Here is a 24,541-nt window from a genome sequence, read left to right on the forward strand (position 1 = left end):
CGCGGCCGTTAACGCCCGATATCGAGTTCCCTGCCCGTGCCCATGAACTATCGCGACCCTCCCCCGCTGCTCGACGACCTCGCGCTGCCCCGCTCGCCTGCCGACGAGGTCTGCGTCGGCACAATCATCGGCCGCGACCTGCTCGAGTGTGGGCCCGGGGTGCCGCTGCACGAGGCTGCGCGCCGCATGAGCGAGCGCCGCGTGAGCTCCATCCTCGTCGTCGAGGACGACACCGTGCTCGGCATCTGGACCGAGCGCGACGCCCTCGCGGTCGACTTCGACAACCCCGCCAATTTCGCGCTCGCCGTGCGCGAGGCGATGAGTGCGCCGGTGCGCACGGTGCCGGCCTCCACGCCGCTGAACGAGCTCACCGTGCGTTTTCGCGAGGAGCATCTGCGCCACCTGCTGGTGGTGGATGAGGACGGACGGCGGCTCGGCATCGTGTCGCAATCGGATGTGGTGCTGAACCAGGGCATCGAGCATTACCTCAAGCTGCGCAAGGTGGATTCGCTGGTCAAGGACGGCCTGCATGCGCTGCCGGCCACGGCCCGCATCGGCGAGGCGGCGCGCTGCATGCGCGAGGGCGGGCTGGATTCGGTGGTGGTGGACTTCGGTCGCGAAGCCGCCGCCACGGCCGAGGGCCGTTTCGGCATCGTCACCGAGCGCGACGTCACCCGCCTGGTGGCAAACCGCGCCGGCGACCGTCCGCTGGGCGAGCTCGCCACCCGGCCGCTGGTGGTGTGCGCTGCGGACGACAGCCTGTACCGCGTGCGCACCCGACTCACCGAACGACGCATCCGCCACATCGGCGTACTCGATGCCGACGGCGAGCTGGTCGACCTGATCAGCTTCAAGGACATCCTCAGCGGCATGGAGCTGGCGTACGTGCACGAGCTCCAGCACGCCCTGCGCGCGCGCGACCAGGCGCTGAGCTCCTCGCAGCGCAGCCTCTACCTCGCCGAGAAGGTCATCGAGAGCTCGCTCGAGGGCATCATGGTCACCGACGCCCATGCCCGCATCCTGTCGGTGAATCCGGCCTTCACGCGCATGACCGGCTACAGCGCCGAGGAGGTGATCGGGCTCAATCCCTCGCTGCTCAACTCCGGGCGCCAGAGCCCGGCCTTCTACGCCCGCATGTGGGAGAGCCTGCTGCAGGACGGCCAATGGCAGGGCGAGGTGTGGAACCGGCGCAAGACCGGCGAGCTGTACCCGCAGCTGCTGCACATCACCGCGATCCGCGACCGCGACGGCGCGCTGACCCACTACGCGGCGCTGTTTACCGACATCAGCCGGCTCAAGGAGACCGAGGCACGCATCCGCGACCTCGCCTACTACGACCCGCTCACCGGCCTGCCCAATCGCCGCCTGCTCGAGGACCGTCTGCAGGTCGAGCTCGCCCATGCCGCACGCCTGCGCTGCCGGCTGGCGGTGATGTTCGTGGACCTCGACCGTTTCAAACGCATCAACGACAGCCTGGGCCACGAGGTCGGCGACAAGCTGCTGGTCGAGATCGCCCATCGCCTGCGCGCAAACCTGCGCGAGGACGACACCGTCGCGCGCATGGGCGGCGACGAATTCCTGGTCATCCTCAACAACCTCGCCGGGCCCGACGAGGCAGCCATGATGGCGCGCCGGCTGGTGGGCGCGCTGCGGCGCCCGGTGCACATCGAAGGCCGCGAGCTGGTGGTCACGACCAGCCTGGGCATCAGCATCTATCCGGACGACTCGCAGGACGCCAACACCCTCGTCAAGCACGCCGACGTGGCGATGTACCGCGCCAAGGACGAGGGCCGCAACAGCTTCCAGCTCTTCGAGCCGGCGATGAACGCGCGCAGCCTGGAGCACCTGGCGCTGGAGACCGCACTGCACCGCGCGCTGCCGCGCAACGAGCTGCTGCTGCACTTCCAGCCGCTGGTGAATGCCGAAGACGCTTCGCTGGTCGCGGTCGAGGCCTTGCTGCGCTGGCAGCACCCCGATCTCGACCTGGTGTCGCCGGCGGACTTCATCCCGCTCGCCGAGGACACCGGGCTGATCGTGCCGATCGGCGAATGGGTGCTGCGCAGCGCGTGCGAACGCCACCGCGAGTGGCGCGAGGCTGGGGGCGGGCCGCTGCGCATGATGGTGAACATCTCCGCACGCCAGTTCCGCGACGAGGGCTTCGCGGCGATGGTCGGCGGCGTGCTCGCGGCAACCGCGATGCCACCCGAGTGCCTGACCCTGGAGCTGACCGAGAGCATGCTGATGGACGGCACCGAGCGCGCGATCGCCCGCCTCGCGCAGCTGCGCGCGCTCGGCGTCGGCCTGGCGATCGACGACTTCGGCACCGGCCACTCATCGCTCGCCTACCTCAAGCGCTTCCCGATCGACGAACTCAAGATCGACCGCCTGTTCGTGCGTGGCATCGACCGCAACGTGCGCGACGCGGCCCTGGTGTCGGCGATCATCTCGCTCGGCCACAGCCTCGGGCTGCGCGTCGTGGCCGAGGGCGTCGAGACGCCGGGGCATCTGAAGGTGCTGCAGAGCGAAGGCTGCGACATCGCCCAGGGCTTCCACTTCAGCCGGCCGCTGCCGTGGGAGGACTTCGTCGCGGACTACGGCCCGCGCGCCTGAGCGCGAGCGCTTTCGTGGGAGCAACTGTCCGTGGGAGCACCTGCCTGTGGGAGCGGGCTTGCCCGCGAAAGCGGCGCCTGCTCTAGCGACATTCGCGAGCAAGCCCGCTCCCACGGCGATCAATGGGGTCAGACCCCATTGATCCGACCCCATTGATCCGTGCTCGCTCAGCGTGCGGCGTCGTTGTGGAAGGCGCGCGTGGCCTCGCGTACGCGCGCGTCGCCGGCGTCCAGCGCCCGCCAGGCGTCGCGCACGGCCTGCGGGCCGTAGTGGCGCTCGAGCCGGCGCACGGTGAAGTGGCCGCGGCTCACGTCCTGGAAGTGGGTCATGAACATCAGGTTGATGGTCGCGCCGGCCGCGGCGCCGATGCCGGGCACCAGCATGCCGGCGGCCTTCTGCGTGAGCTGCACCTTGTAGCGCGCGGCGACCATCGTGATCAGCCGCGCCAGCGCCGGCGCGCCCTCGCTGCTCAGGCCGCGCTGCGCGAAATGGCGCGCGGCCTCCGACACCGTGCTGGCGAGCGCGGCGCGCACCGCGTAGTAGCCCGATTCGGTGGCGTCGTCACTCTTCGCGTTGCCGCCGAGCGCGAACACCTCGAGCGCCGCCAGCCGCGCCTGCGCGTCGGAGATGTCCTCGCCTTCGCCGCGCGCGATGTCGAGGATCGCGCGCATGATCAACACCGTCGACAACGGGATTTCGACCGTCAGCCCGGCCAGGCCGAAGGCGCCGCCGCCTGCGCCGCTTACCGACCCGAGCAGCTTGTGCAGGCGCGGCGAGGCTTCGCGCGGGGCGGGCTGCAGCGTCCGCGCCGCGGTGTCCATCGCCTTCAGCAGCGCATCGTGCGCCAGCGCGCCGACCTTGCCGCGCCAGCTTTGTGGCAGCCGGGCCATGCCCTTCTCGAGTGGGCTGCCGATGAAGCTCGACAGCCGCGCGGCCAGGCTGGGGCGTTCGAGGAGCGTGCGCGCTTCGGCCAGCGCGCGCAGGTCGGCGTCGGCGAGGAAGATCGGCTGGGTCATGGTGGTGGGGCTCCAGTCGGTAGCGTGCGTCACGTTCGCTGAGACGTTGCCGCGGCGCCGCGCGTTCCCGAGGGTTTCGTGGGAGCGGCCTTGGCCGCGAATGAGGCGCCTGGTCTTGCGACGTTCGCGGGCAAGCCCGCTCCCACAGGCAGTTGCTCCCACAGGGCGTTGTGCGTGCGCTCGCCTCCCGCAGGGCCTCGTGCGCTCAGGACGGCTTGCCGGTCTCGAGCGACTGCAGGATCGCCGCGCCCAGCACCGCAGCCGACTGCGCGCCCGACAGCGCCATCTTGCGGTTGAGGATGAAGAAGGGCACGCCCTCGATGCCCTGCCGGCGCACGCCCTCGGCCATCCGCTTCACCTTGTCTTCCTCGCCGCGGCCCGCGAGCCATTCGCGCACCGCCTCGCGGCGCTCACCGTTGGCGGCGGCGATGTCGGCCAGCGTGTCGAGGTCGCCGATGTCGCGGCCTTCCTGGAAATGCGCGGCGAACAGGGCCTGCGCCAGGGCCTGGATGCGCTCCGGCTTCTGGCCGTGGGCCTGGGCGCGGTACATCAGGCGGTGGGCGGCGAGGGTGTTGGGCCGGGTCTGGATGCGCTCGAAAGCGTAGACCAGGCCGTCGTCCGCGGCCACGGCACGCACCTTGTCGAGCACCGCCTCGGCCTTGATCGGGCCGCCGAACTTGGCCTCGAGGAATGCGCGGTAGGGCTCGCCCGCGGCCGGCGTGTCCGGGTTGAGGAAGAAGGGCAGCCAGTTGACGCGTACCGCGAGGTCGGGGCGCGACGCCTTCAGCTCGGCCAGCGCGCGGTCCAGGCGCACCTTGCCGAGGAAGCACCAGGGGCAGACGAAGTCGGAAACGAGGTCGATGTCGAGGGTCATGGGTGGCATCACTTGGGCAAGGCGCAATGAGGATCAATGGGGTCTGACCCCATTGAAAGGAAACGGGCGATGAAGCAGGGCTGGACGGGGTCGGCGGCGGGTGGCAGCGGCAGCCAGACGCGGCGGCCGCTGCCGGGGACGCGCTCGATGGCGCTGCCGTCGGCGGCGAAGAGGCGGTCGAGCCGGCATTCGTGGTTAGCGCCGGGCTGCACGAACTCCAGCCGGTCGCCGACGCCGAAGCCGTTCTTGACCTCGACCTCGGCCAGGCCGCGCGCGGCGTCGAAGCCCACCATCTCGCCCACCAGCAGGCTGCGGCCGGATTCGGAGTGGCCGCGCAGGTAGTTCTGGTGGTCCGGGGTGGAATGGCGCTGGTAGAAGCCGTCGGTGTAGCCGCGGCTCGCGAGGCCCTCGAGCTCGCCGAGCAGGCGCGCATCGAAGGGCCGGCCGGCGACCGCGTCCTCGATCGCGCGCCGGTAGCCCTGAGCGGCGCGGGCGACGTAGTAGGGGCTCTTGGTGCGGCCTTCGATCTTCAGCGAATCGACGCCGATGTCCACCAGCCGCTGCACGTGCTCGATGGCGCGCAGGTCCCTGGAGTTGAGGATGTAGGTGCCGTGCTCGTCCTCCTCGATCGGCATCAGCTCGCCGGGGCGGGTGCCTTCTTCCAGCAGCCACACCTTGCTGCCGCCGATGTGGCGCGGGCCGCCGCCGAGCGCCAGGCCCTGCACGGTGTCGAGCGTGCTGCGGGTGGCGGTGCCGACTGCGCCGGCGCCCTTCGGGTTGCCGATCGGCGTGGCGCCGCAGGCCTGCACGTCGCCGGCGGCGTCTTCACCGGCCTCGTGCAGCTTGTAGTCCCAGCGGCAGGAGTTGGTGCAGCTGCCCTGGTTGGGGTCGCGGTGGTTGAAGTAGCCCGACAGCAGGCAGCGCCCGGAATACGCGATGCACAGCGCGCCATGGACGAAGACCTCGAGCTCCATGTCCGGGCAGGCGTCGCGGATCTCGGCCACCTCGTCGAGCGACAGCTCGCGCGACAGGATGATGCGCTTGACCCCCACCGACTGCCAGAAGCGCACCGACGCATGGTTGGTGGTGTTGGCCTGCACCGACAGGTGGATGTCCACCTCGGGCCAGCGCTCGCGCACCATCATGATCAGCCCGGGGTCGGCCATGATCAGCGCGTCCGGCTTCATGGCGATGACCGGCGCCATGTCGTCCTCGAAGGTGCGCAGCTTGGCGTTGTGCGGATAGATGTTGGCGACCAGGTAGAACAGCTTGCCGGCGGCGTGCGCCTCGGTGATGCCGGCGGCGAGGGTGTCGAGCTGGCCGAAGCTGTTGTTGCGCACGCGCAGCGAATAGCGCGGCTGGCCGGCGTACACTGCGTCCGCGCCAAAGGCGAAGGCGGTGCGCATCATGTCGAGGGTACCGGCGGGGGCGAGCAGTTCGGGGCGACGGGGCGAAGTGGAGGCGGGCATTCGGAACAGCGTCAGTGAGGGGCTCGGGACGAGCGCGCAAGGCCGGCATTCTAACGGAGCGGGCGACCACCATCGGTGGCGTGCCAATTGGCGGTGACACTTGAGATGGAGCGAGCGAGAACATGAGCAGCGATGGCAGCCCGTCGATCCGGGCGCTCGAGCGCGGCATCGAGGTGCTGCGGCTGCTGCGCACCCACGAGGGCACGGAATTGCGCGCGCTGCACGCCGCCACCGGGCTGCCCAAGCCCACGCTGCTGCGCATCCTGCACACCCTCGAGCGCGGCGGCCTGGCGCGGCGCTCGATGTTCGATGGCCATTGGCGGCGTGCGGCGGTATGGGCGCCGCCACACACCACGACCGTCGCCGACGAGCAGCTTGCCGAGATTGCCGCACCGAAGCTGGTGGCCTTGCAGCGCCGCGTGCTGTGGCCGTCCGACCTGCTCGTGTATCGGGACTTCGCGATGGTGCTGGCGGAGAGCTCGCGCCGCCTGTCCGGCCTGGCGATGAACCCGCGCTACCACGTCGGTTACCGGGTCGACCTGTTCCTGTCCGCGCCGGGGCGAGCCTGGCTGGCCTTCTGCAGCGAGGCCGAGCGCGCACAGGTGATGGCGCATTTCCGTGCCCAGCCGCCGGCGAACCCGCGCAGCGCGGCGGTTTTCGTGAACGAGTTGGACGCCATCCTGGAACAGACCCGGCGTCAGGGCTACGCGGTGCGCGACGCGATCTTCGGCGGCTCCGAGGCGGCGATGAGCGAGTTCGACGACGGTCTCGACGCGATCGCGGTGCCGGTGCCGACCGCCACCGGCGTGCATGCGGCGATCAACCTGGTGTGGCCGCGACGCTATGACCTGCGCGCCAAGGTGGTCGAGGCCAACCTTCACGAGTTGATCGCCACGGCCGAGGCGATCGGACAGGCCTTCGACGCCGCGCAGGCGGGCTGAGCGCCGGCGCGAGGGCGGTCAGCGCCGCTGCTGCAGGTAGCGCTCGACGGCGTCGAGGTTGCGGCGCACGCGCGGGTGATCCGGCATCAGCGCGGCGGCGGCGCGCAGCTCGTGGGCGGCCTTTGCCCAGTCTTGGCGCTGGCCGGCCAGCAGGCCGAGGGCGAAGTGCAGCTCGCCCGGCTGTGCCGAGTGCGCGAGGCCTTCGCGCAGCACGCGTTCGGCCTCGTCCTCGCGCGCGCTGCCGGCGAGCAGGGTGGCGAGACCGAGGCGCGCCGCCTGCACCTGCGGGGCCTGGGCGAGCGCGCGGCGGTAGTGGCGTTCTGCGCCGGCCGGATCGTGACGGGTGCTGGCGAGGCTGGCGAGATTGAGCTGGGCGCTCGGCATGTCGGCCATGGTCTGCTGGGCGGCGACGAAGGCGGCAAGGCCGGCGTGCAATCTGGTGCGCTGCTCGGCGGTGAGGCGTCCCTCGTCGATGTTGGCCAGCCCGCGCGCGGCCGCGATGCGCACCGCGCGCAGCGGGTCGGACAGCAGGGCGGGCAGATGGGCGAGGCGTTCTTCCGCCGGTCGCGCGGCGAAGGTGGCGGCGGCGGTGGCGCGTAACACCGGGTCGGGGTCCCGCAGCGCCGCGGGCGCCACGCTGCCGAGCGCGGCCAGCGCCTCGACCGCGGTCGCGCGCACGATGGCCGCTTGCCCCAGGTCGGTGGTGAGGCCGTGCAGGGGCTGCGCGGCGCGCGCTTCGCCGCGGCGCGCGGTGGCGAGGATCTCGCCGTAGTGCGGCCGATGCGAGCGGGTGCCGAAGTGGCGGCTGATCGCCTGGGCCGCCCACTCGGCGGAACGGTCGGCGTGACAGTCCTGGCAGGCGTTCGGGGTGCCCAGCTTCGCGCTCAGGTCGGGGCGCGGGATGCGGATCGCGTGGTCGCGGCGGCCGTGGACGACCATGTAGTTGCGGCTGGGCATGTGGCAGTCCACGCAATGGCTGCCGGCCTGGCCTGCGCTGTGGAAGTGGTGCTCAGCGCCGTCGTAGTTCTTCGCCCGCAGGCCGGGGAAGCGCGCGCGGTCGGGTGCGTCGTTGTGGCAGGCGGTGCACAGGGCGTTGCCTTCGGCGCGGCGCTCGCCGCTGTGCGGGTCGTGGCAGTCGGTGCACGCGACGCCAGCCTGGTACATGCGGCTCTGGCGGTAGGAGCCGTACTCGAACACCTCCTCGCGCTGCTGGCCGTCGGCGTGGTAGAGGTCGGCGCGCAGATTGTCGGGCATGAACTGGTCGAGCAGCGGGGCGCCGGCGACGGCGTCCTCGACCAGGCGGGTGCGGCGCGCGTGGCAGGCCGCGCACTGGTCGACCTGGGCGTGGGCACCGGCGAGCGCGCGGTTCGCGGTCAGCGTGGGCGTGCCCTGGCCGGCGGCGGCGACCGCCCGCGCACTCTCGGTATGGGCACGGCCGCCGCCATGGCAGGCCTGGCAGCCGACGTTCGCCTCGGCCCAGGTGGTGCGATAGCTGTCGGTGGCGTCGTCGTAGCCCTTGCGGTAGGCGGTGGTGTGACACTCGCCGCACATCAGGTTCCAGGTCTGGTAGCGGCCGCTCCAATGCAGGGTGCTGCCAGGAGGGTTGGCGCCCTCGGGGTAGAGCGAGAACCAGGTCTTGCGCTCGGTATCCCAGGCGATCGTGAACGCCTGCAGGCGGCCACCCGGCTGCGGCAGCAGCACCTGCTGCAGCGGCCGGATGCCGAAGGTGTGGGTGACGGGGAACTCCGCGCCTTGTCCGTCGGCGCCCGCGGTGGCGACGTGGAAGGCGTCGCCGCGGCGCAGGAACTGCGCCGCCTCGCCCTTGCCGGTGAAGCGCGCGTCGGCGAAATCGCCGAGGACGCTGTCCGGCGTGGCCGGCTGCATCGCCCGCTGGTGCTTGGAGCCCGTCCACAGCCGCGCCTGGTCGGCGTGGCAGGCCAGGCATTCGCCATCGGGGACGTGGTCGGCAAGCTTACGGGCGCTCGGGTCGGCGCCAGGTCGTGCCTCCGCCTGCGGCGGGGTGGCGAAGGCCACCGACGCCGTCAGGCACAGGGCAGCCAGGCAGGCGGGCAGGCGCATCGTCCGCTTCAGCGCGCGGCGCGCGGCTCGAGCGTGGCCTCGTACTTCAGGTCCTCGTAGTACTTGGCGCCGTTGCTGTAGCCGGGGCGGTTGGCGAGATCGGGGATCTCCAGCGTGCCGGTCTCGCGCACGTAGTCGCGCCAGGCCACCAGCATCTCGCCCAGCTTCTGCGGGTTCGAAGCGGCGAGGTTGCGGCTCTCGCTGCGGTCGTCGGCGACGTTGTACAGCTCCCAGTCGTTGGTGCCCCAGGGTGCGTTGGAGAACACGATCTTCCAGTCGCCCTTGCGCAGCGCCTTGCGGCCGCCGAGTTCCCAGCCCACGGTGTCGGTCTCGCCACGTACCGCTTTGGCCTGGCCCTGGAGGTAGGGCAGCATCGACTTGCCGCGCAGCGGCAGCACCGGCTTGCCCTGGTACTCGGTGCCCGGGTGGCGGGTGCGGGCCAGATCAAAGAGCGTCGGGGCAATGTCGGTCACATGGGCCATGGCGCCCTTGACCTCGCCGCGCTTGACGCCCGGCCCCCAGGCGATCGCCGGCACCGTGATGCCGCCCTCGTACATGAAGGACTTGTACATGCGGAACGGCGTCGACCCCACCTGCGCCCAGCCCGGCCCGTACTCGGCATACGACCCCGACTTGCCGATGTGGGCGATGCTGTTGTCCATCTCCTTGTGGATCCACTCGCGGGTGCGGGCAACGTCATAGACCGAGTTGCCGTCGGCGCCGTTGTCGGACAGGAAGAAGATGAAGGTGTTGTCGAGCTGGCCGGTCTTCTTGAGGTAGTCGAGCATGCGGCCGATGTTCTGGTCCATGTTGTCGACCATCGCCGCGTACACCGCCATGCGCTTGGCCTCGGAGGCCTTCTCGGCGGCGCTCAGGCTGTCCCATTTGGGCCAGAACGGATGGCCCTCGAAGACCTTCGTGTCCGGGGCGACGAGGCCGAGCTTCTTCATGCGCTCGAGGCGCTCGCGACGCAGCGCGTCGTAGCCGTCCTTGTAGCGCTGCTCGTACTTGGCGATGTCGGCGTCGTGCGCATGCAGCGGCCAGTGCGGCGCGGTGAAGGCGAGGTAGGCGAAGAAGGGCTTGCCCGAGTCCTTGCCGGACTCGATGTAGTCGATCAGCCGGTTGGTGAAGAAATCGGACGAGAAGAAGTCCTTCGGCACGTCGACCGCCTTGCCGTTCTCGCGATAGATGGCCTTGGGGGGCTTGGCCGGATCGACCGCGACGATGCCGGCCTAGTCGCTCCAGTGGCTGGAGCCGCCCTGCACCAGCACGTAGGACTGGTCGAAGCCGCGGCTGGCGGGGCTGTGCTCCTCCGGCACGCCAAGGTGCCACTTGCCGGTGATCAGCGTGCGGTAGCCGGCATCCTTGAGCACCTGCGCCATGGGCACCACGCGCTGGTTGAGATTGCCCTCGTAGCCTGGCTTGCCGCGCTGCTCGGGCAGTATCAGCTCGGCCATGTCGCCAAAGCCGCTGAGGTGGTTGTCCGTGCCCGACATCAGCATCGCCCACGTCGGCGAGCAGAACGGCGAGGCGTAGAACTGGGTCATCTTGACCCCGGTGTCTGCCAGGGTGTCGAGGTTGGGGGTGGCGATCTCGCTGCCGTAGCTGCCGAGATCGGTGTAGCCGAGGTCGTCGGCCATGATGAGCAGGATGTTGGGGCGCTCCTGCTGGGCGGGCGGGGCGGCATGGGCGGCGTGGATGCCGGGGCCGAGCGCGGCCAGCGACACCAGCAGCGACGCGAGGCGTACCTTCATTTCTGTCTCCTTCGATTAACCCTGCTTGTTGTGGATTTTAGTAATTTAATCGAAATCTCGAGAAATTCTGCCTGACATCGATTCGTTCCGCTCTGCGGAACGTTTGGGGCGCGCGGGCGTCCCGCATTCGCGCAGGCGCCCAAAAGCAGAAAGGCCAACCCGGTGGAGGCTGGCCTTTCTGCGAAATTGAGTTGGAGCGGGTGAAGGGAATCGAACCCTCGTCATCAGCTTGGGAAGCTGTAAAGTGTGGGCTTTTCGGGGCATAGACAAGAATCGCCTTGTTTGCACAAAAAGCCCGCCGTTACTGGCTTCTAGGCGTATGAGCCTGACAAAACGCATAGACAAAAATCTAGGTGTATCGGCTGAAATTGGCTACACTGTGGCTACACGGACCCGCTGTGTAGCCAACCAGACCCCGAGCCGATGCCATGCAACGCGACCGCCTGACCCTTTCCCGCATCACCCGCTTTGCCTGCCCCGAGGGCGCGAAACAGGCGTTTCTTTGGGACACCGAAGCGCCGCGCCTGGCGGTGCGTGCGACCGCGGGCGCGAAGTCCTTCATCTTCGAGAGCAAGCTAGACCGGCGCACCGTCCGGGTAACGATCGGCAGCACTGACGCATGGACGATTGACGACGCCCGCGCCGAGGCTCGCCGCCTGCAAACCCTGATTGACCAGGGCATTGACCCGCGCGAAGAGAAGCGCGAGCGCATCGCCGCCAGCGAGGCCAAGCGAGCCGAGAGCAAGCGCGCGGCCGTGACCTTTGGCGAGGCGTGGCGAGCCTACATCGAGGCCCGCGGGGGCGAGTGGGGCGAGAAGTACCGCGAACACCACGTCTATGCGATCCAAGCCAAGCCGACCCCGCAACCGCTGGCGGGCTTCGTCGGCATGCGCCTGGGGGAATTCACCGCCGAGAAGGTCGCCGCATGGCTCGCCAAGGAGAAAGCGAAGCGACCGACCGCCGCCGCTGGTGCGTTCCGCAAGTTGCGCGCCTTCGGTAACTGGTGCGCCGAGTCGGAGGACTACGCCGGCCTCTTCGATCCTGGCATCTTCGCAGCGAAGAAGGTCACGAAGGCGGTGCCGAAGTCGAAGGCGAAGGACGGCAGCCTGCAGCGCGAACAGTTGGCCGCGTGGTTCGAGGCCGTGCGCAAGGAGGCCCCGACGCAGGCCGCCTATCTGCAGGCCCTGCTATTGACCGGCGCACGTCGGGGAGAGCTTGCCGGCCTGCGGTGGGCGGATGTGGACTTTCGCTGGTGTAGCCTGCGCATCCGGGACAAGGTTGAAGGCGAGCGCACCATTCCGCTTACGCCCTACGTCGCCGCCCTGCTGCGCGATCTGCAGCGCCGCAACCAGACCCCGCCCGGCGTGTATCGCATCGTCCGCGGGAAGCGCATCGCAAACGACCTGAAGCACTGGAAGCCGTCCGAGTGGGTTTTCTCCGGCCGCGGTGGCTCTGGCCGCATCACGCGACCGAATCACGCGCACGACGCCGCGCTATCGGCCGCGGGGCTGCCTCACCTGACCCTGCACGACCTTCGGCGATCCTTCGGCAGCCTGGCGGAGTGGGCCGATATGCCGGTGGGCGTGGTCGCGCAGATCATGGGCCACAAGCCGAGCGCGACGGCAGAGAAGCATTACCGCGTTCGCCCGCTGGACCTGCTGCGCAAGTGGCATGCCGAACTCGAAGCCTGGATTCTGGCCGAGGCCGGCATCGAACAGCCGCAGCAGGAAGAGGCCGCGCCGCTGCGCGCGGTGGCGAGTGAAAAAAGCGCCTGACATGGACATACCTATGCGGGGCGCGAGTAGCATCACCCTTGCCTGAGGGATTCAGGCGAGCCGGCGACGGTCTGGACCACCGCCACCGGCTCTGACCACAACGTGAAAGGAGCTTCACATCATGGCTATCGAGAACCTTACCACCGCCGCGACCGACGGCGACCGCGTGAGCGAGCTTTTCCGGGCGCTTGCCATCCTCGACGGACTGGACGCCCGCGCCGAGCGCGAGGAAGACCCTGAAGGCGTCTTCACCAACATCCGGCACATGAGCGGCACCGCGGCGCAGATCGTCCGCGGTGTGATCGGCACCCTGAACCCCTGAGGTGCGCGCCATGACAACCTTCGACCCGATCCGCAGCGACTACGACCGCGAGCTGGAGCGCCGCGCACGCGAGCGCGCAGAGCAGCAGTTTCAGGCGGCATTCTCGGCGATCTGCCGCACGTTCAACCTGTGCGACGAGTCCGACCAGTACCGCTACAGCCCCGAGACCGTCAAGGAGGTGGAGGGCGCCTTGCTGCGCCTGATGACACTCACGCGCACGGCGCCGATGCTGATCAACCGGGCAGCGTTCGCGGGGCAGGATCAGCAGTTCCGGCAATTCGTCGCCGCAGCGAAGCGCCGGCCGCGCAAGGCCGCCGCGGTGGCGCAGAAGTGACCAGGCCGCCCGGCATGGATCACGCCGAGGCGGTCTCCCGCGCCTTGCTCGAGCTCGCCCGCGCCTATCTGGCCGGCAAGCCTGGGCAGGGCGCCTATCCGGCTGAGGCCCGCCCCGAGGACTACGCCCGCGCGATCCTGCGCGAGCTGCAGACCGACGGGGGCCGCGCCAAGTGGTGTGCGCTGCTGGAGGACCGCGTCGACGGCGTGCTGCTGCCGCCTGGCGTGGTCCTGCGCATGCTGGCCGATGCCGTGGCACTGCCTGATGTGCTGCGCCGCCTGGAGGGCGCAGAGCGCGAGGCCGGCGAGTTTGTCGGGCTGGTCTCTGCTGCGCTCGAAGCCTTCAACGATCCGCGCACCAAGGGCGCCGACGCACAAGCCCGCGCGGCCGTGCGTGCGATCGGGATCACCGGGCGAAGGCGGGATGATCGCGCGGCATTCCTGGGCGATTACGAGCGCCGCCTGAGTGGGTATTTCGACCCTGAGGCCGGCGCACACTTCCCGCCTGTGGAGCGCGACCAGGCATTGCAGCAGACCGCCGCACGCTTCGGGAAGACGCCCACGGCGATGCACAAGGCCATTGCGCGCGAGATCAGGCGCCGCCGCGATGCGGGCGCCGATGTTCCCGCCCTTCTGCCGCAAAATCCGGGCTAGGCAAGGGACAAATCGCCCTCTGGTTTGTCCCTGACCCCGTAGAGCGGTTTCTAAGAAATTCGCTTCACTTCCAAACGAGGTGAAGCCATGAAACCTAGCTCCAACCCGCGAAACCTGAGCACCGCCGCCGCTGCCGTCGTGCTCGGCGTCAAGCCTGCGACCCTGAATTCCGGCCTGTGGCGACACGGGCACTATCTCGGCATCAAGCCCGCCCGCCTGCCCAATGGGCGCCTGCTGTGGCCCGCCGACGAGGTGGAAGCCGTGGCGTCTGGTGCGCGCGCTGCCGAGGCACCGGACTTTTCCGCCCGTCTGAGCGCCGGCCGCGCTGCAGCCATGCAGTGAGGGGGCGCCGATCATGACCCTCGCAAAAGAAAACGCCCCGGCGATGACCAGGGCGCAAAGCAATACGTCTGCCGCCGATTCTACCCGCATCGCCCGCTTGAAAACCATCGCCGCCGACCATCCCGGCAACGATGTGGAGCGCCAGCGCGATCGCGTCCTGGCCGCCCTGCAGGAAGGCCCGCTATCGACCGTGGAGGCCCGCCGCTGGTTGGATGTGATGCACCCGGCAATGCGCGTGCTGGAGCTGCGGGCGATCGGCCTGCGCATCGATACCGTGTGGAGCCTTGAGCCGACCGAGTGCGGGCGCCTGCATCGGATGGGGCGTTATCACCTGCGCGTGGGGGTGGCGGGATGATTCAGACCTCGACCCGGAAGAAGTGCCGGAACTGCCGGCACTTCGAGCTATCGCCGCCTGCCGCGCCGACCTCGAAGTCGACGTACTTCGGCCGGTGCCATCGCCCGGACTGGCCGCACGCCACGACCGCGGGCAAGGTCTGCCCCGGCTGGAAGGCTCGCGCGCCTGAGGCTGTGCGTGCAACGCAGCACGACCGGCTTGTGCAGGCGCTTTGGGGCGCCTTTGGGGCGATGACCGCGCACCGCTACGCCGAAGCCCGCGAGCCGCTGGAGTGGCTTGTGCGCGAGCTGCAGGCGCTGGAGGTACGGAAATGAGCGCCGACGCCTTGCTAGACCGCCTGGAGCGTGTGAAGAAGACGCCGAACGGATGGGCGGCACGCTGCCCCGCGCACGACGACAAGGGGCCATCCCTGTCCGTTCGTGAACTCGATGACGGCCGCGTGCTCGTGCATTGCTTCGCTGGCTGTGACGTCCACCAGATCGTCGGCGCGGTCGGGCTGCAGATTACCGACCTGTTCCCGCCGCGCGAGACCTCGCACCACTACCCGCGCGAGCGCCGCCCGTTCCCCGCTGCCGATGTGCTCCGGGCGATCGGCTTCGAGGTGCTTGTCGTGATGACGGCCGGCGCCGCGCTTCTCGATAGCAAACCATTCAGCGAAGCGGACCGCGAACGGCTCGCGCTGGCGGTCGGGCGCATCCGCGCGGCCGCAAAGTATGCGGGGGTGCTCAATGGCTGAGTTCGATCGCGGGACATCGTTTCTCGACCAAGAGGCCGCGAAGATCCTCGAAGCGCCGCCGCCGACTCTGCAACTCGTGGAAGTCGCGGATGTGTTCGCATCGCCGCCCCCGGCGCCTGAATACTGGATCGAGCAACTGATGCCGGCCGGCGTGGTAACGCTTCTGGGGGCGCACGGTGGCACCGGCAAATCCATGCTCGCGCTGATTGCTGCGGTGTGCATGGCGCAGGGCCTGCCGTTCATGGGCAAGGCGACGAAGCCGGCGCGCGTGGCGTTCTACAGTGGCGAGGACCCCGCGCCCCTGCTGCGCTGGCGCTTGGCGAATATCTGCCGGCACCTCGACGTCGACCCCGCGGACCTATCGGGCAACCTGATGGTGCTGGACGCGACCGAAGGCGACCCGGCGCTATACACCCGCGATGGCGACGTGACGCGCGCCTATACCGAGCTGCTGCGCCTGGCGGAGAACCGCGCCGCCGATGTGTTCATCATCGATAACGCTTCAGACACTTTCGATGGTGACGAGATCAGGCGCGCCGAGGTGCGCAAGTTCGTTCGTGCGCTCGCTCGCCTGACCCGTCCGCAGGGCGGGGGCGTGCTGCTGCTTGTGCATATCGACCGTGCATCGGCCCGCGGGAACGTCGGGAACGATGGGGGGTACTCGGGAAGCACGGCATGGCACAACAGCGCGCGCAGTCGCCTTTTCCTGGTGACCGATGCGCAGACGAAGGACCTCGAACTGAAGCACGAGAAATGCAACGTAGGTCCGCGCGCCGAGCCGATCCGGCTGACCTGGGGCGCGCATGGCGTAATCGTGCCGGCCGGTTCCATGCCGGACTGCTCCGGGCTAATTGCCACCGCACACCGCGATTCGGTCCTGAGGCTGCTTGCGGAGTTCTACGACCGAGGCGAGTACATCCCCACGTCCGTGAACGCCCCGGGGAACGCATTCAAGACCCTGCAGGGGGAGCGGAGCTTTCCGCCCCGTACGCAGCGCGCCGAGTTCTGGCGACTGCTGCGCGATGCCGAGCGCGCGGGGCACCTTGTCCGCGAACTCTACCGGACCGGCGACCGCAAGGAGCGCGAGCGGTGGAGCGTGACCCCGGCCGGCCGGTCTGCCGCTGGCATTGCGCCAAGTGCGCCAACTGCGCGCCAACCTGAAGAAAGCGCACCCGGCGCAAGTGGCGCGCCAAGTGCGCCAACTGCGCAGGGGGGTATGGGGGGAGAGCGCGCGCGCGCAACTCGGCGCACGAGGGGTACGCGCACGCCCGCCGACACGCCGCCCGAGGGGGTGGAGGCGGGTGAAGTTGGCGCACCTGTGGAGGCGGACGCATGAGCCGCCACACGACCCCGGCGACGGTCGGCGACGGTGGCGACGGTCTCGCGCGCATCCTCGCCCGCACCTGGCTGGTGAGCTTCATCAATGGCGACGTGGTGCGCCGCTACCAGGTGCCCGTCGACCTCGTTCGCGTGCTGAGTGAGCACCGCGCCGCCCTGGCCGCCGTGCCGATGATGGAGAGCTGAAGCCATGCCAGACGCAGCAGAACGCCCCACACGCCGCGCGACGGGGCGCAGACATACCAAGGCCACCATTCGGGCATTCGAGGACGACAGCGGGGGCGTGTGGCGCCTTGCGCCCGAGCTGGAAGCGTTCGAGGCGCGCGCCGCGACCAGGGCGGCACCGCTGCAGGACATGATCATCTACGCCTGGCGCGGTGACGAGTGAGCATTACGCGCTGCGCATGCGTGACCCGATACGCGTATTAATCGCATCGCGCAGACTTCGGACCGCATATTGCAGCCAAAAGGCCCGAAAGTTTTCACAAGATGCAAACTTTTGGCCGGAAGTTTTCACGCTATGAAAACTCGGGGGCGTAGGGTGAGGGCATAACCTCATTGGAGACCCCGCACCATGGCCGCATTCACCGGATTCCCGACCATCATGACCGCCACCAGCGTGGCGCGCTCGCTTGGATTCACTGGCGATGAACTCGCCCGCCTGCCGCTTCGTGGGCGCGACATCGATGTGGACGCGCTCGATCTGCAGGGCGCCCGCCTGGCGCTGCCTGTTCGCCTGAACGCCCACACGCCGCAGGGCTACGACCTCGCCGCCGCCAAGGAGGCAAAAACCGGCTTGATGACCTCGTTCGAGAGCCTGGCGAAGACGCTGCGCGGGGTTGACCAGGCGGTGCGCGCGGTCGGCGTGGATTCTCGATTCAGCGACACCGGCCGCGCCGAACGCCGCGCGGGTTTCTTCGCAGACTGGGAGCGGTCCGCGCGCTGGGCGATGAAGCCGCTACGGGAGAATCTGCGGGCGATCGAGAAGGAATTGACGATTTACACCACGCCCGGCCCGATGGCGAAAGACAATCTTGCGGGCGCGGTGCTTGATGGCGAATATCGTGCCGTCGTGCGCGGTCTGTTCGCGGGCGAGCTTGCCGACACCACGCAACGCGCGCGGCACCTTCAGTTCCTGCAGTTCGAGAACCCCGAGCATCCCGCCGTGAATGCCGTCCTGCGCGCTGATGGCATCGCATCGGGCATCAGTGCGGAGCATCACAAGCGACTGCGCGTGGGTCATGCCGTGCTCAACTACCCCGAGGCCCTGCGCTCGATCTGGGCCGCCGCCGACATGGCGGACGCAGTGCATTACATGCTCGATCGCGGCACCGAACGCGCCGCCGAGCTGGCCGGCGCGCTGAACTCGCCCGCACACCGTGAACTGCGCGCGGAAATCGACTTCCCGGCGCGTGCTCGCATCGGTGAGCTTCTGGAGCTGGTCGCGCATGACGCCCTGCTGATCAAGGCGTATGAGGGCGATCGCATGCCGGTCGCCGAGCGCGTGACGGCGAGCTGATCGGGGCTTTCGCATGGCCCGCAAAGCGCCGGAAAACCTCCCGGAAGTGATTGACGCTGCGCCGGTAGTCGCAGGGCCGGGGGGCTTCAAGCGCCGCCCCGCCCTGGGCACTGCGCGCGGCATCCGGCGCGAGCTGGCCGCGGTCTATCTCGAACTGCGCCGCGGGGCGATCGATCTGGAGACCGCGAAGGCGTCCGGCTTCCTGCTGCGCACGCTGCTGGAGGCGGTCCGCACTGACGAAATCGAGCGCCGTATCGACGCGCTCGAAAACAAGGAGTAACCCCGATGGCCGATCTGCAGAAAACGGTCTCGATCATCTTCACTGGTGACAACCAGACCGGCGCAGCCCTGCGCGGCATCGAGTCCGGCCTGGACGGAGTTGAATCGAACGCCAAGGGCGCCGCCGCGGGCGTGGATCAACTCGACAACGAGCTCGACAGCATCGGCGGGCGTGGCGCCGGCCTCGCGTCGGTGGCGAGCGCAATGCAGGCCCTGGCCGCGTCCATCGTCGTGGCTGAGTTCATCGAAGCGAACACGCAAGCGCAGAAGTTCGAGCTTGCCATGACGCAACTGAAGGGCACTTCAGCCGAGGCCGCCAAGGAGTTCCAGTACATCAGCAACGTGGCGAACGTGCTCGGCTTGAACCTCTTCGAAGCCGCGGACGCCTATGTGAGCCTGACCGCTGCAACGAAGGGCACCGCCCTGGAGGGCCAAGCGACCCGCGACATCTTCGAGTCGGTCGCCAAGGCAATGAGCACGCTCGGACGTTCGAGCGCGGAAACCGAAGGCGCATTGCTTGCCGTGTCGCAGATGGTGAGCAAAGGCACCGTGAGCTTGGAAGAACTGCGCGGGCAACTTGGCGAACGCCTGCCGGGCGCGTTCCAGATCGCCGCGAATTCGATGGGCCTCACAACGCAGGAACTCGACAAGCTGGTTTCCAGTGGAAGCCTCACGGCTAATGAGTTCCTGCCGAAGTTCGCCGCAGCACTGCGTGAGACCTTCGGAGAGACCGAGTATGTCGACGGCTACACCGCGGCATGGAACCGGCTGCAGAACACGATGGATGAAGCGTTCATCGTCCTGGGCAAAGCCGGCCTCTTCGATGCGATCACCAAGGGCGTGCAGGCCGCGACTGCTTCGATTACGGGGCTGATCGGGCTGTTTCAGGTGCTCGACGCCGCGACCACGGCCGTTTCGAAGGCCCTGGCGACTGGCGACTTTTCCGGCATCGGCCCGGCGATCGATGCCGCGATGGCGACGGCCGCCGAATCGACAGCGCGCGCAACCGCTGCCCTGACTGGTGCCGACCAGGCCGCCGTCGACCTGAAGTACAGCGGGGAGCAAGCCGGCGAGGCGGTCGCAGAGGGCATGGAGAAAGGCGCGCTGTCCGCCGACGAACTCGCCAAGGCATCGAAGGAAGTCGACCGCGCGCTGAAGGAACTCGGGATCGATCCGAAATCCTTCGTTGATCCGATCGAAACCGTGATGAACGCCTTCGAGAGCCTTGCGAGCAATCCGGCCGTATCGGGCGAACAGTTCCTGTCCGGCCTGCTTGTGACCCTGGACAAGATCAAGGACGGCGGGCAACTCGCCGCGGTGCTTTCCCTGACCGACAAGGCGTTTCAGGACGGCCGCATCAGCGCGGACCAGTACGCGGCCGCAATCGGCGCCCTCGAAGCCAAGGAGACCGGCACCTGGGAAGCGATGCAGCGCACGACAGCGCAATCGAAGGAGCAGGCCGCCGCGCTCGACAAGTCCGCCAAGGAGGCGGACAAGGCCAAGGAGGCTGCCGAGCGGATGCGCCTGGAGCTCGAGAAGCTGGCCTCGAATGAGCGAATCGCACTCATTGAGGCGAACGTGCAAATCAACGTCGCGCAGATCGAAGCCGACGCGCAGAAGACCATCGCCGCCTTCGAGAGCATCAGCAACGCAATCGACTCGACCGGGACCACGCTCGGGACCCTCTTCGGCTTGATGGGCAATGACAAGCTGAGTTTCCGCGAAATGTTCAAGCTGGAAGCCGAGGCCGCCAAGGAATCGAAGCGCCGGGATGAAGCCCTGAAGCTGCAGAAGGACCTGACCGAAGCGCAAATCAAGGTGATGGAGGCCCAAGTCGACGCGATGGAGAAGGGTGACGGACTCATCAAGATCGACGGGGCGGGACTGCAGCCCCATTTGGAGGCGTTCATGTGGGAGATTTTGAAGAGCATCCAAGTCCGGGTGAATGCGGACGGCCTGAAGATGCTGCTTGGGGTGTGACCATGAATATCAACGACCTCGACCGCGCCGACCAACTCGCGCGCGAGTGCATCGAACGCGCACAAGGCGCCGGCCCGCTGCTGGCGATGATGCGCGAAGCCTGGCCGGAATTGATGGAGCGAATCCTTACCGACTTCAAGGACTACAGCCCCGAGCTGCGCCGCGATACCACGGCCGCCCTGATGCGCTGCGCCAAGGGCGAAGACCCGAGGGAGGTTTTCGGGGCGCTGGTGGAGACCTGGAAGGCGAAGGAGGAAGCCGCGCACCAGGCCGCCGCACTCGCCATGCGAGAAGAGGCGTTCAGGGCTCGCCAAGCTGCCCTGAAGGGGGCGCAATGAGCGCGACCATGAAACGCCGGCTCGCCAAGCTGGAGAGCCGATTGCAGCCCGCCCGCTGCGCTGTGCCTGCGGTGTGCTGGTGCTTTCGTGACGAGGCCGGCGAGCTGCGCCGCTACGACAATGGCGAGCCGGCGCAAGGTCTCGGCGCGGTGGAAGTGCGTGAGCTGCCCCTAAACGAGTTCCGCGCGATCTGCGCCGACCTGGAGGCAAGAATATGACCGCCACCATGAAACGCCGCCTGCAACGCCTGGAGGCTCGCGCACGGCCCGCGCATTCCTCGCGCGTGGTCCGCATCTTCCAAGGCCACTACAACGAGGCCGGCGAGCTGGTGAAGGACGCGCAAACGACCAGCCACCCCGACGGCCCGGAAACCTTCGACATCATCATCACCGCGCCGCGCATCGACCCGGCAACCGGCCGCGCCATTCGTGACGAGGTATCGCAATGAGTCCGCAACACGCCCGCACTGCGATCACAGAGCGCGGTCTGCGCCTGGAACCCTTCGGCGGCACGGCACACCGCGTCCACGGGCGGGGCGTGGATGTGCTGGTGAGCGACCTTCGATGGTTGAAGGAGTCCGATCTGCGGCCGATCCCGGCGCAAGGACCGGGCGCCGCAAGTTTTCTCGAAATCAAGCTGAGCTATCAGCGATGACCGCGCCCCTTTGCTGCGTTTGCCGCCTGCCGATGGCCGCACGACCAGGCGGGGCGCTGGCGCACCACGTCGACGGGGCGCCCTTCGCCGCCTGCCTGTGCGTGGCGTGCATGCGCCGATACCAGGGCATCCCCGCAAGCGCACGCCGCCGCATGCTCGATCTGGCCGCGCGCAACATCGGCCGCAACCCCTCGCGCTACGCGGTGCGCGCCTGCGCCGATGTGGCAGAGGCACGAATGCTTGTGGGGCTGGTGGGCGAGGCCGGGACCGCTACCGAGGCGATGCGGATGATCCTTGAGGCCGCGTAACCCCTCAAAATCTGGCTACACGGTGGCTACACGACCCCGGAAAGCAAAACGCCAACCCCGTAGGATTGGCGTAAGTGCTTGAAATCTCTTGGAGCGGGTGAAGGGAATCGAACCCTCGTCATCAGCTTGGGAAGCTGAGGTAATAGCCATTATACGACACCCGCATAAATCGACCGGCGCCCGGGGCGCAATCGAAATAGCCCGCGAATTGTAGCCTCAGCGCCGAGCCGCTTCAACTCGGAAGGATGCGGACGGATGCAGGCGGGCGGTGGCGCGCCTCAGGTGGTGAGCCGCTCGACAGCCTCGCGGATGCGTGCCGGCTCATCCATCTTGAGGATGCGCTGCACCTTGGGCGCCAGGTCGCCGAGGTCGGCGCGCAGCACCTGCTGCTTGATCTCGAGGATGTTGCCCGGGTGCATCGAGAAGTTGCGCAGCCCCATGCCGAGCAGCAGCTCGGTGTACAGCGTGTCGCCCGCCATCTCGCCACACACCGACACCGGCAGGCCGTAGCGCGCGCCGGTGGCGATGGTGCCGGCGATGAGCTTGAGCACGGCGGGGTGGAGCGGGTCGTACAGGTGCACCACGGCTTCGTCCGAGCGGTCGATCGCCAGCGTGTACTGGATGAGATCGTTGGTGCCGATCGACAGGAAGGCGAGGCGGCGGATGAACATGCCGAGCGACAACGCGGCGGCGGGGATCTCGATCATGCCGCCGATCTGCACGCCCTCGTCGAACTTCACCTTCTCGGCGCGCAGTTCCGCCTTCGCCTTCTCCACCAGGGCGAGGCACTGGTCGATCTCCTGTGCGTGCGCCAGCATCGGGATCATGATCTGCAGCTTGCCGTGCGCCGAGGCGCGCAGCAGCGCGCGCAGCTGGGTCAGGAACATCTTCGGCTCGGCGAGCGAGTAGCGCACCGCGCGCAGGCCGAGCGCGGGATTGGGCTCCATGCGCGCATGGGCGCCGTTGAGCGCCTTGTCGGCGCCGACGTCGAAGGTGCGGATGGTGACCGGCTTGTTCGGCAGCGCCTTGACCACCGCGCGGTAGGCCTCGTACTGCTCCTCCTCGTCGGGCAGCACGTCGCGGCCGATGAAGAGGAACTCGGTACGGTAGAGCCCGATGCCGTCGGCGTTCGCGGTCTTGACCGAGGGCAGGTCCTTGGGCCCCTCGATGTTGGCGAGCAGGTTGATGGTCTCGCCGTCGAGCGTGGCGGCGCGCGTGTCGCGCAGGCGGTTGAGCTTGGAGCGCTCGATCTCGAGCTCGCTGCGGCGCAGGCGGTATTCCTCGACGATCTCGTCGCCGGGGGCGACGATGATGACGCCGCGGGTTCCGTCGACGATGACGAGCTCGTCGTCCTCGAGCAGATCGCGCACATGATGCAGGCCGACCACCGCCGGAATCTTGAGGCTGCGGGCAACGATCGCGGTGTGGCTGGTGGGGCCGCCGACGTCGGTGACGAAGCCGGCGATATTGTGGTCGCGAAAGCCGATGGTGTCGGCGGGCGACAGGTCGTGGGCGACGACGATGGTGCCGAGCCCGTCGCGGCGCTTCGGTGGCAGTCGTCCGGGGTGGCCGAGCAGCACCTTGACCAGGCGCTCGACCACCTGCACGACGTCTGCCTGGCGCTCGCGCAGGTAGGGGTCCTCGATCTGGCGGAACTGCTCGACGACGTGCTCCATCTGCTGCACCAGCGCCCATTCGGCGTTGCAGCGGCGTTCGGTGACGAGCTTGCGCGCGGCGTCGATCAGCATCGGGTCGGCGAGCATCATCAGCTGCAGGTCGACGAAGGCGCCGACCTCGCTGTGCCCCTGTCCGGAACTGGTCACCGCCTTGAGGCCGACGAGCTCGCCCTGCACGGTGGCGAGCGCCTCGTCGAGCCGGCTCAGTTCCTCGTCGAGGTACTTGGGCGCGACGTGGTAGTGGTTGACCTCGAGCAGCGCGTGCGAGACCAGGTGCACATGGCCGATCGCGATGCCCTGGGAGACCGGCAGACCGTGAAGGGTGAAGGGCATCTCACTCCCCTTCGCCGAAGCGGTCGGCGATCAGGTCCCGGATCGACTGCAGGGCCTCGTCCTCGCGCTCGCCCTGGGTGTCGATGGTGATCGTGCTGCCCTTGGCGGCGGCCAGCATCATGACGCCCATGATGCTCTTGGCGTTGACCCGGCGTCCGTTGCGCTCGAGCCAGACTTCGCACGGGAAGGTGCTGGCGAGCTGCGTGAGCTTGGCCGAGGCGCGCGCGTGCAGGCCGAGCTTGTTGATGATGGCGGCGTCTCCTCGCGGCATGGTGCGGGTGTCTCCGATCGGTTCTGGTTATGTCGCGGCGTTGCGTGGCGGGGGAATCAGCTGGGCGTGACGTGCAGCACACCGTCGCAGGCACCGGTGACGGCGCGCTTGAGCAGGGTCGGCAGGTCGCGGTCACGGTAGGTGAGCACCCGCAGCAGCATCGGCAGGTTCACCCCGGCGACCAGCTCGACCTGGTCGGGCACGATGAGCTTGGCCGCGATGTTGCTCGGGGTGGCGCCGTAGATGTCGGTGAGCAGCAGCACGCCGTCGCCGCTGTCGACCCAGCCGAGCATGCTGCGCGCGAGCGGCAGCACGTCGAGCGGGTCGTCCTGTGCCGAGACGCCGAGCTGGGCGATCTGCACGGGGCGCTTGTTGAGCACGTGGCAGGTGCACTGGATGAGGGATTCGCCGAGGGTGCCGTGGGTGATGAGGAAGATGCCGATCATGTGATTCTCCGCAGGCCCCGATTCTAGCCCAGAGGCTGCGCGCGCAGGATGAGGCCCGCATGCGCGGCATTCGGCCACGGAAAAGAATTTGTACAAATAAGATTGTCGAGAAATGATACAATCTCGGGCCCGTCGCATT

General features: G+C 68.4%; 28 protein-coding genes, 1 tRNA gene and 1 pseudogene. 21 read left to right on the plus strand and 9 right to left on the minus strand.

Going from position 1 to position 24,541, the window contains the following annotated elements:
* The first annotated feature begins 42 nt into the window (after window positions 1–42).
* Window positions 43–2,610 (plus strand): EAL domain-containing protein, encoded by a 2,568-nt coding sequence (locus AAG895_RS00895; RefSeq protein WP_345795351.1) that lies wholly within the window; start codon window positions 43–45, stop codon window positions 2,608–2,610.
* Window positions 2,611–2,777: 167 nt separating this feature from the next.
* Here the strand turns inward: AAG895_RS00895 and AAG895_RS00900 are convergent, their stop codons facing one another.
* From AAG895_RS00900 to yegQ, 3 genes are all read right to left on the minus strand, one after another.
* Window positions 2,778–3,626 carry an EcsC family protein gene (locus AAG895_RS00900; RefSeq protein WP_345793687.1) on the minus strand — a complete coding sequence of 283 codons (849 nt, stop codon included), beginning with the start codon at window positions 3,624–3,626 and terminating at the stop codon, window positions 2,778–2,780.
* Window positions 3,627–3,831: 205 nt separating this feature from the next.
* A complete protein-coding gene (locus AAG895_RS00905; protein WP_345793688.1) occupies window positions 3,832–4,500 on the minus strand; it encodes a DsbA family oxidoreductase in 669 nt (222 codons plus the stop codon).
* An 8-nt stretch (window positions 4,501–4,508) separates the two neighbouring features.
* Window positions 4,509–5,969, minus strand: a complete 1,461-nt coding sequence (yegQ, locus tag AAG895_RS00910; protein WP_345793689.1) for a tRNA 5-hydroxyuridine modification protein YegQ — start codon at window positions 5,967–5,969, stop codon at window positions 4,509–4,511.
* Window positions 5,970–6,091: 122 nt separating this feature from the next.
* On the opposite strand from yegQ, the gene AAG895_RS00915 reads away from it, so the two are divergent.
* Window positions 6,092–6,910: a helix-turn-helix domain-containing protein gene (locus AAG895_RS00915; RefSeq protein ID WP_345793690.1), complete on the plus strand. Its 819-nt coding sequence runs from the start codon at window positions 6,092–6,094 to the stop codon at window positions 6,908–6,910.
* 18 nt (window positions 6,911–6,928) lie between these two features.
* Here the strand turns inward: AAG895_RS00915 and AAG895_RS00920 are convergent, their stop codons facing one another.
* A complete protein-coding gene (locus tag AAG895_RS00920) occupies window positions 6,929–8,989 on the minus strand; it encodes an ammonia-forming cytochrome c nitrite reductase subunit c552 (protein ID WP_345793691.1) in 2,061 nt (686 codons plus the stop codon).
* An 8-nt stretch (window positions 8,990–8,997) separates the two neighbouring features.
* Window positions 8,998–10,743: pseudogene (locus AAG895_RS00925) on the minus strand (arylsulfatase).
* A 428-nt stretch (window positions 10,744–11,171) separates the two neighbouring features.
* On the opposite strand from AAG895_RS00925, the gene AAG895_RS00930 reads away from it, so the two are divergent.
* The 19 genes from AAG895_RS00930 (at window position 11,172) to AAG895_RS01020 (ending at window position 21,676) form a co-directional block, all read left to right on the plus strand.
* Window positions 11,172–12,518, plus strand: a complete 1,347-nt coding sequence (locus AAG895_RS00930; protein ID WP_345793692.1) for a tyrosine-type recombinase/integrase — start codon at window positions 11,172–11,174, stop codon at window positions 12,516–12,518.
* Window positions 12,519–12,639: 121 nt separating this feature from the next.
* Window positions 12,640–12,840, plus strand: coding sequence for a hypothetical protein (locus AAG895_RS00935; RefSeq protein ID WP_345793693.1), 201 nt, complete (start codon window positions 12,640–12,642; stop codon window positions 12,838–12,840).
* Window positions 12,841–12,850: 10 nt separating this feature from the next.
* On the plus strand, window positions 12,851–13,174 hold the full coding sequence (locus AAG895_RS00940) for a hypothetical protein (protein WP_345793694.1): 324 nt from the start codon (window positions 12,851–12,853) through the stop codon (window positions 13,172–13,174).
* 14 nt (window positions 13,175–13,188) lie between these two features.
* Window positions 13,189–13,827 carry a hypothetical protein gene (locus AAG895_RS00945; protein WP_345793695.1) on the plus strand — a complete coding sequence of 213 codons (639 nt, stop codon included), beginning with the start codon at window positions 13,189–13,191 and terminating at the stop codon, window positions 13,825–13,827.
* A gap of 87 nt (window positions 13,828–13,914) precedes the next feature.
* Entirely contained in the window at window positions 13,915–14,169 is a 255-nt protein-coding gene (locus AAG895_RS00950; protein WP_345793696.1) for a hypothetical protein, read from the plus strand.
* A gap of 13 nt (window positions 14,170–14,182) precedes the next feature.
* Window positions 14,183–14,524 (plus strand): helix-turn-helix domain-containing protein, encoded by a 342-nt coding sequence (locus AAG895_RS00955; protein WP_345793697.1) that lies wholly within the window; start codon window positions 14,183–14,185, stop codon window positions 14,522–14,524.
* Window positions 14,521–14,838 (plus strand): hypothetical protein, encoded by a 318-nt coding sequence (locus AAG895_RS00960; RefSeq protein WP_345793698.1) that lies wholly within the window; start codon window positions 14,521–14,523, stop codon window positions 14,836–14,838. Before AAG895_RS00955 ends, AAG895_RS00960 begins: the two co-directional genes overlap by 4 nt.
* Window positions 14,835–15,260: a hypothetical protein gene (locus AAG895_RS00965; RefSeq protein WP_345793699.1), complete on the plus strand. Its 426-nt coding sequence runs from the start codon at window positions 14,835–14,837 to the stop codon at window positions 15,258–15,260. The genes AAG895_RS00960 and AAG895_RS00965 overlap by 4 nt, the downstream gene beginning before the upstream one ends.
* Entirely contained in the window at window positions 15,253–16,596 is a 1,344-nt protein-coding gene (locus AAG895_RS00970; RefSeq protein ID WP_345793700.1) for an AAA family ATPase, read from the plus strand. Before AAG895_RS00965 ends, AAG895_RS00970 begins: the two co-directional genes overlap by 8 nt.
* The gene (locus AAG895_RS00975) at window positions 16,593–16,784 is read left to right on the plus strand and encodes a hypothetical protein (protein ID WP_345793701.1); all 192 of its coding nucleotides are present in this window, start codon (window positions 16,593–16,595) and stop codon (window positions 16,782–16,784) included. Before AAG895_RS00970 ends, AAG895_RS00975 begins: the two co-directional genes overlap by 4 nt.
* Before the next feature lie 4 nt (window positions 16,785–16,788).
* On the plus strand, window positions 16,789–16,986 hold the full coding sequence (locus AAG895_RS00980) for a hypothetical protein (RefSeq protein ID WP_345793702.1): 198 nt from the start codon (window positions 16,789–16,791) through the stop codon (window positions 16,984–16,986).
* Window positions 16,987–17,172: 186 nt separating this feature from the next.
* On the plus strand, window positions 17,173–18,117 hold the full coding sequence (locus AAG895_RS00985) for a hypothetical protein (RefSeq protein ID WP_345793703.1): 945 nt from the start codon (window positions 17,173–17,175) through the stop codon (window positions 18,115–18,117).
* A 13-nt stretch (window positions 18,118–18,130) separates the two neighbouring features.
* A complete protein-coding gene (locus tag AAG895_RS00990) occupies window positions 18,131–18,397 on the plus strand; it encodes a hypothetical protein (RefSeq protein ID WP_345793704.1) in 267 nt (88 codons plus the stop codon).
* 5 nt (window positions 18,398–18,402) lie between these two features.
* Window positions 18,403–20,376 carry a tape measure protein gene (locus tag AAG895_RS00995; RefSeq protein WP_345793705.1) on the plus strand — a complete coding sequence of 658 codons (1,974 nt, stop codon included), beginning with the start codon at window positions 18,403–18,405 and terminating at the stop codon, window positions 20,374–20,376.
* A gap of 2 nt (window positions 20,377–20,378) precedes the next feature.
* Entirely contained in the window at window positions 20,379–20,714 is a 336-nt protein-coding gene (locus tag AAG895_RS01000; RefSeq protein WP_345793706.1) for a hypothetical protein, read from the plus strand.
* Window positions 20,711–20,932: a hypothetical protein gene (locus AAG895_RS01005; protein ID WP_345793707.1), complete on the plus strand. Its 222-nt coding sequence runs from the start codon at window positions 20,711–20,713 to the stop codon at window positions 20,930–20,932. The genes AAG895_RS01000 and AAG895_RS01005 overlap by 4 nt, the downstream gene beginning before the upstream one ends.
* Window positions 20,929–21,162, plus strand: a complete 234-nt coding sequence (locus tag AAG895_RS01010; protein ID WP_345793708.1) for a hypothetical protein — start codon at window positions 20,929–20,931, stop codon at window positions 21,160–21,162. The genes AAG895_RS01005 and AAG895_RS01010 overlap by 4 nt, the downstream gene beginning before the upstream one ends.
* Window positions 21,159–21,368, plus strand: a complete 210-nt coding sequence (locus tag AAG895_RS01015; RefSeq protein ID WP_345793709.1) for a hypothetical protein — start codon at window positions 21,159–21,161, stop codon at window positions 21,366–21,368. Before AAG895_RS01010 ends, AAG895_RS01015 begins: the two co-directional genes overlap by 4 nt.
* Window positions 21,365–21,676, plus strand: a complete 312-nt coding sequence (locus tag AAG895_RS01020) for a hypothetical protein (RefSeq protein ID WP_345793710.1) — start codon at window positions 21,365–21,367, stop codon at window positions 21,674–21,676. Before AAG895_RS01015 ends, AAG895_RS01020 begins: the two co-directional genes overlap by 4 nt.
* An 89-nt stretch (window positions 21,677–21,765) precedes the next feature.
* Here AAG895_RS01020 and AAG895_RS01025 read toward each other — a convergent pair.
* The 4 genes from AAG895_RS01025 to AAG895_RS01040 all read right to left on the minus strand — a co-directional run bounded on the left by AAG895_RS01025 (window position 21,766) and on the right by AAG895_RS01040 (window position 24,402).
* Window positions 21,766–21,840, minus strand: a tRNA-Gly gene (locus AAG895_RS01025).
* 114 nt (window positions 21,841–21,954) lie between these two features.
* Window positions 21,955–23,685 carry a phosphoenolpyruvate--protein phosphotransferase gene (gene ptsP, locus AAG895_RS01030; RefSeq protein ID WP_345793711.1) on the minus strand — a complete coding sequence of 577 codons (1,731 nt, stop codon included), beginning with the start codon at window positions 23,683–23,685 and terminating at the stop codon, window positions 21,955–21,957.
* A gap of 1 nt (window position 23,686) precedes the next feature.
* A complete protein-coding gene (locus tag AAG895_RS01035) occupies window positions 23,687–23,956 on the minus strand; it encodes an HPr family phosphocarrier protein (protein WP_345793712.1) in 270 nt (89 codons plus the stop codon).
* Between the two features lie 56 nt (window positions 23,957–24,012).
* Window positions 24,013–24,402 (minus strand): PTS fructose transporter subunit IIA, encoded by a 390-nt coding sequence (locus AAG895_RS01040; protein ID WP_345793713.1) that lies wholly within the window; start codon window positions 24,400–24,402, stop codon window positions 24,013–24,015.
* Window positions 24,403–24,541: the final 139 nt, after the last annotated feature.

The organism is Thauera sp. JM12B12 (assembly GCF_039614725.1).
Lineage (GTDB): Bacteria > Pseudomonadota > Gammaproteobacteria > Burkholderiales > Rhodocyclaceae > Thauera.